Annotated in this window: 1 protein-coding gene and 1 pseudogene; one reads left to right on the top strand and one right to left on the bottom strand. The window is 72.6% G+C overall.

From position 1 onward, the window contains the following. Positions 1–76: 76 nt before the first annotated feature. Positions 77–553, bottom strand: coding sequence for a MarR family winged helix-turn-helix transcriptional regulator (locus tag BIV01_RS12725; RefSeq protein WP_070417344.1), 477 nt, complete (start codon positions 551–553; stop codon positions 77–79). Positions 554–670: 117 nt separating this feature from the next. Between BIV01_RS12725 and BIV01_RS12720 the strand changes: the two are divergent. Further along, positions 671–1,359: pseudogene (locus BIV01_RS12720) on the top strand (1-pyrroline-5-carboxylate dehydrogenase); the annotation flags it as partial.

Below are 1,359 nucleotides of genomic sequence, written 5' to 3'. Positions count from 1 at the left end.
TCACCGCCAAGATCAAGTAACACCCCCGCACGTCGCACCCCCGTCCCGGCCGTCCCGGGGCGGGGGTGTCGTCGTCTCAGTCGGCGCTGTCCGGATCCGATTCGTCGGGGCCGATCGCGGCGTCGACGCGAGCACTGACGGACCGCAGCGTGTCCGCGTCGGTCCCCACGGGCCTCCAGAACAGGTCCTCGAGCGCACCGGTGTGCGCACGGATGCCGGCGAGCACCGCGCGGCGACCGTCCGGGGTCATCTCCACCCAGCTGCCCCGTCCGTCGGTGGGGCAGTCCGCGCGCTCGACGAGGCCCCGCGCCACCATGCGCGTGACCTGGTGGCTGACGCGTGACTTCTCCCAGCCGATCCCGGCCGCGATGTCGCGGACCCGCAACCGGTGGTCCGGCTCGCGGTGCAGTCCGATGAGGATCTCGAACTCGGGGATCGAGATGCCTGCGCCGTGCTGCACGGCCTGGTCGAGCGCTCGGTCGAGGCGTCGCCAGACGTCGTGGTAGGCGTCCCACGTCGCCCAGTCGTGGCCCTCGGCGCCCTCGTTCGACATGGCGTCAGCGTATCGACCTCCGGACGCTTCGACGGCATGATCATCCGCTCGGATGACTCGCCGGTGGCGCACGGCTCGCTCCGAGGTGCGGTCGGTGGCGCAGCATACGATCGGTGCATGCCGAGCGCCCGACTGCAGGACTGCACCGACGACGCCGTCGCCCTCGTGCGGCGGTGGCTGGCGGCGTCCGCGGGGACGAAGCCCGACGCGGGGGCGGTCCGTCTGGCCGAGGCCCTGCGGGACGACCGGGGGCTGGACTTCACGCGCGGTCTCGTCGACAAGGTGATCCGCCCCGAGGACCCGCGCGTCGTGGCCCGCAACCTCGAGCAGGTCAGCCGCGACGTCCCGGACTTCCTGTCCTGGTCCCTGCGCGGCGCGGTGACGCTCGGCGGCGGGTTCGCGACCATGGCTCCGTGGGCCGTGGCGCCCACGGCGCGGAAGATCCTGCGGCGGATGACCGGGCACCTGGTGGTCGACGCCACCGACGCGAAGCTCGGGCCCGCGCTCGCGAAGGTCGGCGGCCCGGGTGTGGTCGTCGACGTGAACTTGCTCAGCGAAGCCGTGCTCGGCACCGCGGAGAGCGATCGACGGTTGCAGGCGACGATGGACCTGCTGGCGCGTGACGACGTCGACCACGTGTCGATCGGTGTGCGTTCGGTCGTGCCGCAGATGTCCGCGTGGGCGTTCGACCAGACCGTCGAACGGGTGGTGGACCGGCTCGTCCCCCTGTACCGGCTCGCCGCGTCGTCCCCGACCGCGAAGTCCGTCACGCTCGACGCCGGGGACCACCGCGACCTCGACGTCAC

The organism is Curtobacterium sp. MCBA15_013 (assembly GCF_001865095.1).
GTDB lineage: Bacteria > Actinomycetota > Actinomycetes > Actinomycetales > Microbacteriaceae > Curtobacterium.
Note: the sequence above shows the minus strand (reverse complement) of the source record. Positions and strands in the feature narration are given on the sequence as shown.

Coding starts and splice junctions, on each gene's coding strand:
- BIV01_RS12725 (WP_070417344.1), bottom strand. CDS start 553: ATGTCGAACGAGGGCGCCGAGGGCCACGACTGGGCGACGTGGGACGCC.